5 protein-coding genes are annotated in these 6,948 nt (G+C 62.2%); 4 read left to right on the plus strand and 1 reads right to left on the minus strand.

Translation table 11 applies throughout. The annotated features are described in order from the left end of the window. Positions 1-298 precede the first annotated feature (298 nt). Complete coding sequence (secA, locus tag B4E36_RS20190; RefSeq protein WP_292057958.1) at positions 299-3,073, minus strand: preprotein translocase subunit SecA; 2,775 nt, start codon at positions 3,071-3,073, stop codon at positions 299-301. 335 nt (positions 3,074-3,408) lie between these two features. Between secA and B4E36_RS20195 the strand changes: the two genes are divergently transcribed. The 4 genes from B4E36_RS20195 (at position 3,409) to mutT (ending at position 6,862) form a co-directional block, all read left to right on the plus strand. Further along, the gene (locus tag B4E36_RS20195) at positions 3,409-4,272 is read left to right on the plus strand and encodes a peptidylprolyl isomerase (RefSeq protein WP_292057960.1); all 864 of its coding nucleotides are present in this window, start codon (positions 3,409-3,411) and stop codon (positions 4,270-4,272) included. A gap of 78 nt (positions 4,273-4,350) precedes the next feature. Further along, positions 4,351-5,586 carry a bifunctional glutamate N-acetyltransferase/amino-acid acetyltransferase ArgJ gene (argJ, locus tag B4E36_RS20200; protein WP_292057962.1) on the plus strand — a complete coding sequence of 412 codons (1,236 nt, stop codon included), beginning with the start codon at positions 4,351-4,353 and terminating at the stop codon, positions 5,584-5,586. Between the two features lie 113 nt (positions 5,587-5,699). Then, positions 5,700-6,452, plus strand: coding sequence for a GNAT family N-acetyltransferase (locus tag B4E36_RS20205; RefSeq protein WP_292057963.1), 753 nt, complete (start codon positions 5,700-5,702; stop codon positions 6,450-6,452). Continuing rightward, positions 6,449-6,862, plus strand: coding sequence for an 8-oxo-dGTP diphosphatase MutT (gene mutT, locus B4E36_RS20210; RefSeq protein ID WP_292057965.1), 414 nt, complete (start codon positions 6,449-6,451; stop codon positions 6,860-6,862). Before B4E36_RS20205 ends, mutT begins: the two co-directional genes overlap by 4 nt. The last annotated feature ends 86 nt before the right edge of the window (positions 6,863-6,948 follow it).

Here is a 6,948-nt window from a genome sequence, read left to right on the forward strand (position 1 = left end):
CGCTCATGAAGGCTCATATTCCTTGCTCCACCTCGGTGATGCGGCGCTGCCGCATGCTGGTCATTCTCAACCCTTGCAAAGACGGCCCCTAACAAAAAAGCCGCCTCGTTGGAGGGCGGCTTCGTCAGATCAACTGAACATGCGTGATCGCGGCCGCCGTTAGCGAGCCCACCACCAGTTTGCAATGTTGTTCGTCTTGATCATCATGCTGGTTTTGTAGCGCAACCCAAAAGCGCTGGCAAGCGTGGATTGGGCGGCCGGGGTCCGCGCCGCCCATCCTCAAGATGCCGCCACGCGCTCAGGCGAACAGCTGGCCATGGCAATGCTTGAACTTCTTGCCGGAGCCGCACGGGCACGGCTCATTGCGGCCGGTGTTCTTCCACTCTTCCGGCATGGTGGCGGCGTCGCCGGAAGCAACCTGCTCGCCGGCCATCTCGTCCTCGCCCGTTGCCGGATCGATGTGGCTGGCGCGCACCTGCGCCGGGTTGATTTCCGGGCGCGGCGGCGGGGCCTCGCGCACGAGCTGGACGCGGGAGAGCTGCGAGATCGCGACCTCGCGCATATTGCCGAGCAGCGCCTGGAACAGCTCGAACGCCTCGGCCTTGTATTCCTGCAGCGGGTCGCGCTGGGCATAGCCGCGGAAGCCGATGACCGAGCGCAGATGATCGAGGTTCACGATATGCTCGCGCCAGAGATGATCCAGCGCCTGCATCGTCACCTGCCGCTCGACATATTTCAGCACGTCGGGGCCGAACTGCTCGGCCTGCTTGGCGCGGTTTTCCTCGATCCGCTTGGCCGCCTCGTTGATGCGCTCCTCGATCTCCGGCTCGGCAATGCCGTCTTCCTCGGCCCATTTCTCGATCGGCAGGTCGAGATTGAGAATGCGCAGGCAGTCTTCCTTGAGGCCGGCGACGTCCCACTGCTCGGCATAGGCGCGCTCGGGAATGCGGGCCTTGACGGCCTTTTCAACCACGTCCTCGCGCATTTCCCTGACGATTTCGGAAATGTCCTCCGAATCCATCAGCTCCTTGCGCTGGTCGAACACGACCTTGCGCTGGTCGTTGATGACGTCATCGTATTTCAGCAGGTTCTTGCGGATGTCGAAGTTGCGGGCCTCGACCTTCTTCTGCGCGCGCTCCAGCGCCTTGTTGATCCACGGATGGACGATCGCCTCGCCTTCCTTCAGGCCGAGCTTGGTGAGCATGCTCTCCATGCGGTCGGAACCGAAGATGCGCATCAGGTCGTCCTGCAGCGACAGGTAGAATTTCGAACGGCCCGGGTCGCCCTGACGGCCGGAACGACCACGCAGCTGGTTGTCGATGCGGCGGCTCTCATGGCGTTCTGTGGCGATGACGTAAAGGCCGCCGGCGGCCAGCGCCTCGGCCTTCAGCCGTGCCACATCCTCGCGGATCGCCTGCTCCTTCGCGTCGCGTTCGGGACCCGGCGGGGTAAACTTGCGGGCGACTTCCACCCGCTCGCCCTGCTCGTTGGTCACGATGTCGGTGCCCGGCTCGGTATCGCCAAGCTCGGCCTCGATTCGCATTTCCAGATTGCCGCCGAGCTGAATGTCGGTACCGCGACCGGCCATGTTGGTGGCGATGGTCAGCGCGCCCGGCACGCCGGCCTGCGAAATGATGAAGGCTTCCTGCTCATGGTAGCGCGCATTGAGCACACTGAAATCGGTGATGCCGTCCTTCTTGAGAGCGGCGGCCAGAAGCTCGGATTTCTCGATCGAGGTGGTGCCCACCAGAACCGGCTGGCCCTTGGCCTTGGCCTCCTTGATCTCCTCGACGATCGCAAGATACTTCTCCTGCACCGTCAGGTAGACCTCGTCGTCCTCGTCGATACGCGCGATCGGCATGTTGGTCGGCACCTCGACCACGTCGAGACCGTAGATATTGGCGAACTCCTCCGCTTCCGTCGCCGCCGTGCCGGTCATGCCGGCGAGCTTGTCGTACATGCGGAAATAGTTCTGGAAGGTGATCGAGGCGAGCGTCTGGTTTTCCGGCTGGATCTTGACGTTTTCCTTGGCCTCGAGCGCCTGATGCTGGCCATCGGAATAACGCCGGCCCGGCATCATGCGCCCGGTGAATTCGTCGATGATCACGACCTCGCCGTCACGAACGATATAGTCCTTGTCGCGCGAAAACAGCTTGTGGGCCTTCAGCGCGTTGTTGAGGTGATGGACGATTGCGACGTTCTCGATGTCGTAGAGCGAGGCGCCCTTCATCATACCGTTTTCGGTCAGCAGCTTTTCGAGCTTTTCCATCCCGTCTTCGGAGAAATTGGCCGAGCGCTGCTTTTCATCAAGCTCGTAATCGCCCTCTTCCAGCATCGGGATGATCTTGTCGATCGACACGTAAAGATCGGAGCGGTCGTCGAGCGGGCCGGAGATGATCAGCGGCGTGCGCGCCTCGTCGACCAGGATCGAGTCCACTTCGTCGACGATCGCGTAATTGTGGCCGCGCTGCACCATTTCGGCGCGCTGCATCTTCATGTTGTCGCGGAGATAATCGAAGCCGAGTTCGTTATTGGTGGCGTAGGTGATGTCGGCGCTATAGGCCTCTTTGCGCTGACGGTCGTCGAGCCCGTGATGGATCACGCCGGTGGTCATGCCGAGAAAGCCGTAGAGCTTGCCCATATGCTCGCTGTCGCGCCGGGCGAGATAATCGTTGACGGTGACGACGTGAACGCCCTTGCCGGCGAGCGCGTTGAGATAGACCGGAAGGGTCGCCACCAGGGTCTTGCCTTCGCCGGTTTTCATTTCGGCAATCGAGTTCTCATGCAGGATCATGCCGCCGATAAGCTGGACATCGAAGGGCCGCATGCCGAGAACCCGCTTGGAGGCCTCGCGCACCACCGCGAAGGCCTCAACAAGAATATCGTCGAGCGTCTTGCCGTCTTCGAGCTTCTTCTTGAATTCGTCGGTCTTGGCTTTCAGCGCCTCATCCGAAAGCGCTGAAATCTGCTCTTCCATCGCGTTGATCGCGACGACGCGGGGTCTGTAGGCACGGACGCGGCGCTCGTTGGCCGAACCGAACAATTTGCGGGCTACGCCACCGAGTGAGACCATTTCAATAGCTCTTTCCGAAAGTTGTCATATTTAAACTCTACGTAGCGCCCTGTTCGCATCCATTGCGCGCCCGGACGTCTATCGACGCTGGCTTGGCAGACAGATAAGAGGGGGGGCACGCCATGTCAACGTCGAAGGCCGCGCGGCAAAGACCGCAAACGGGAGGAAAACCGGCCGGCGTTCAGCTTCTCTTCAGATTAAAAAGTGGAAAGGTTGCAACGGAAAGCAGCGTTTTGCGTTGACGGACAGAGATGCGGCGACCACATTCCCGCACAATCATCGGCGCATCACGACGGGCCGCAACGATTACGTTCAAACAATGAAAAGGTGAACTTATGCAGAAAAGAACCCTGGCAGCCGCAGTGCTGCTCGCAACGACCGTCAGCTTTGCAGCGCCGGTGTTCGCGCAGGACACCGATACCAGCCAGACCGTGGTCGCGACCGTCGACGGCACGCCGATCACCGAAGAAGAGCTTCAGAGCACCGTCGATCAGTTCAAGGGCCAGTTCGGCCAGATGCCCGAAGAGCAGATGCGCGCGATCGCGCTTTCCAGCCTTGTGGACATGAAGCTGATCGCGGACGCCGCCAAGGAGGAAGGCCTCGACCAGACCGATGCGTTCAAGACCCGCATGGAGCAGTTGCAGCAGCAGGAACTCTATAACGCCTATTTCGACCAGGTGATCAATTCCCAGATCACCGACGAGATGCTGAAGGCGCGCTATGACGAGGAGATCGCCAAGGCGCCGAAGCAGGAAGAAGTCCATGCCCGCCATATCCTCGTCGAGAGCGAGGATGAGGCCAAGGAAATCATCAAGGAACTCGACAACGGCGCCGATTTCGCCGAACTGGCCAAGGAGCACTCCACCGGCCCGAGCGGCCCCGATGGCGGCGATCTCGGCTATTTCTCCAAGGGCCAGATGGTTCCGCCGTTCGAGGAAGCGGCCTTTGCGCTGGCACCGGGCAAATACACCGAAACCCCGGTCAAGACCGACTTCGGCTATCACGTCATCGAAGTCGAGGACAAGCGCGAGAAGGCGCCGGTTCCCTTCGAACAGATCAAGCCGCAGCTTCAGCAGCTCGTCGCCGGCGAGAAATACAATGAAGCCGTCAACGCGCTGAAGAAGGGCGATACCGTCGTTATCGAAGATAAGGACTTGCAAGACAGCTACGACGCCGTCAATAAAATGCAGCAGCAATAACCAGTTTCCGGCCCGCCATTGCGGGCCGGTTTCTTATCCGGCCGCGGCGGTCTCCGCCGGGCCCAAGAGAGGGTCATCATGTCGACTGCCGTATCTCCGCTCGCGCCCAAATCCCTTACCCCCATGCCCGTTATCGATGGCGTACGCCTGGCAACCGCCAGCGCCGGGATCAAGTACAAGGGCCGCACCGATGTGATGATGATGATCTTCGATGAACCCGCCGCCGTCGCCGGCGTTTTCACCCGCTCGCGCTGCCCCTCCGCTCCTGTCGATTTCTGCCGGGCCAACCTCGCAAACGGCACGGCGAAGGTGCTGGTGGTTAACTCCGGCAATGCCAACGCCTTTACCGGCAAGAAGGGCAAGGAGGCGACCACGCTGACGGCGGAAACCGCCGCCGAGGCAGCCGGATGCACGACGGGCGACGTCTACCTCGCCTCCACCGGCGTGATCGGCGAGCCGCTCGATGCCTCCAAATTCGCCGGCGTTCTGGCCGACATGGCCGGACAGGCAAAGCCGGACTTCTGGCAGGATGCGGCGAAAGCGATCATGACCACCGACACCTATCCGAAGGTCGCGACCCGCGGCGCCACGATCGACGGCGTTTCCGTGACGCTGAACGGCATGGCCAAGGGCGCCGGCATGATCGCGCCCGACATGGCGACCATGCTCTCCTTCATCGCCACCGACGCGGCGATTGCCGCGCCCGCCCTTCAGGCGGTGCTTTCCGAAGGCGTCGGCGAAAGCTTCAACGCGATCACCATCGACAGCGACACCTCGACCTCCGACACCGTTCTGGTGTTCGCCACCGGCAAGGCTCCCGGCCAGGATCCCGTCACCGACCCGACCGATCCCCGCCTCGATGATTTCCGCGCCGCGCTGCACGCGCTGATGAAGGATCTCGCGCTCCAGATCGTTCGTGACGGCGAGGGCGCGCGCAAGATGGTGACCGTCAACGTCACCGGCGCCGAGAGCGACCGCGCCGCCTTCGAGATCGCCCGTTCGATCGCCAATTCGCCGCTGGTCAAGACCGCTGTTGCCGGCGAGGACGCCAATTGGGGCCGCGTGGTCATGGCCGTCGGCAAGGCCGGCGAGAAGGCCGACCGCGACCGGCTGGCGATCTGGTTCGGCGATATCCGCGTGGCCTTTCAGGGCGAACGCGATCCGGACTATTCGGAAGAACACGCCTCCGCCGTTATGCGGCAGGACGAGATCACGATCCGCGCCGATCTCGGCATCGGGGACGGTCAGGCAACGGTCTATACCTGCGACCTGACCAAGGAATATGTGGCGATCAACGGCGATTACCGCAGCTAAGGAAGCGTTGCCGCAGGGCAACACAGATCGGCTGACAAGAGGCTTTTGTGTTTACAGCCCGGCCCTCCGTCATTACATCCACCGCAACGGATCGTCACTGAATCGGAATCGTCTTGAACGTTGATCTTCCGCTTGTCCGCAGACTGGAAGCCATGGGCCTGCGCGCCTGGCCGGCGAAGAACGTGCTCTATGACGGCGCGTGGCAGCTTCGGGTCACGGCGGGACACCCGTCGAAACGGCTCAACAGCCTGGCCGTGCTCGACCGGTCGGATATCGCCGACATGGAAATCCGGCTGGAAAAAGCCAAGCGCCATTATGCCGCCTTCGGCCGCCCGCTCTTGATCCGCGAAACGCCGCTGACGCCGCCCGAGATCGGCGAATATCTCTCCGCCGAAGGCGCGGAAGCCTTCGACGAGAGCCTGGTGATGACCCTCGATCTCGATGGATTTCAGGCCGCCGACGCCATCGAACTTCTGCCGAGCCAGGACATCGGGCGTTTCGTCGACGCCTCGCTCGCGATCAACCCGATCGCGGGCCTGACCAAGGCCGGGCTTGCCGAGGTGGTGACCGCCATCAAGCCCGCCCACGGCCTGTTCATCCGCGAGGACGACAAGCCCTATGCGGTCGGGCTTGCGGTGCATGATTTCGACATGGCCGGCATCGAGGCTTTCGCCGTTGCCGAAGACGCCCGCGGAAAGGGCCACGGCCGCAAGCTCGCCGCCGCCATGCTGCGCTGGGCCAAGGGCCGCGGCGCGCGCATGGCCTGGCTTCAGGTGACGGCGAAGAACGCGGCCGCAATCGCACTTTACAAGAGCCTCGGATTTGCCGAGGCCTATCGCTACCGGTACTGGCGGGAACAACAATGACGGATGGATCGAAAAGACTGCTCCTGGTCGCCGCCTGCGCGCTGATCGACACCGACGGACGGATATTGCTGGCGCAGCGCCCGGAGGGCAAGTCGCTTGCCGGGCTCTGGGAGTTTCCCGGCGGCAAGGTTGAGCCGGGCGAGACGCCCGAGGCCTGCCTGATCCGCGAAATGGAAGAGGAACTCGGCATCACCACCAAGGTCGCCTGCCTCGCGCCGCTGACCTTCGCCAGCCACACCTATGACGATTTCCACCTGCTGATGCCGCTCTTCGTCTGCCGCCGCTACCAAGGCATCCCCAAGGGCCAGGAGGGCCAGGCCATCAAATGGGTGCGCGCCAAGGACCTGCGCGACTACCCCATGCCCCCCGCCGACGAACCGCTGATCCCGATCCTGCAGGATTTGCTTTGAACGGCGCGTGCTTGGCACTTGTCGCGGAATAACACATAAACCATCGACCTATCGCCTCATTCGGCGTCATCAACTCTGTTGTTCTT

The organism is Martelella sp. UBA3392 (genome assembly GCF_002358775.1).
Lineage (GTDB): Bacteria > Pseudomonadota > Alphaproteobacteria > Rhizobiales > Rhizobiaceae > Martelella > Martelella mediterranea.

What these genes read in the sequence shown, in the direction of transcription:
- secA (WP_292057958.1), bottom strand. Translation starts at nt 3,073, where the DNA reads ATGGTCTCACTCGGTGGCGTAGCCCGCAAATTGTTCGGTTCGGCCAAC.
- B4E36_RS20195 (WP_292057960.1), top strand. Translation starts at nt 3,409, where the DNA reads ATGCAGAAAAGAACCCTGGCAGCCGCAGTGCTGCTCGCAACGACCGTC.
- argJ (WP_292057962.1), top strand. Translation starts at nt 4,351, where the DNA reads ATGTCGACTGCCGTATCTCCGCTCGCGCCCAAATCCCTTACCCCCATG.
- mutT (WP_292057965.1), top strand. Translation starts at nt 6,449, where the DNA reads ATGACGGATGGATCGAAAAGACTGCTCCTGGTCGCCGCCTGCGCGCTG.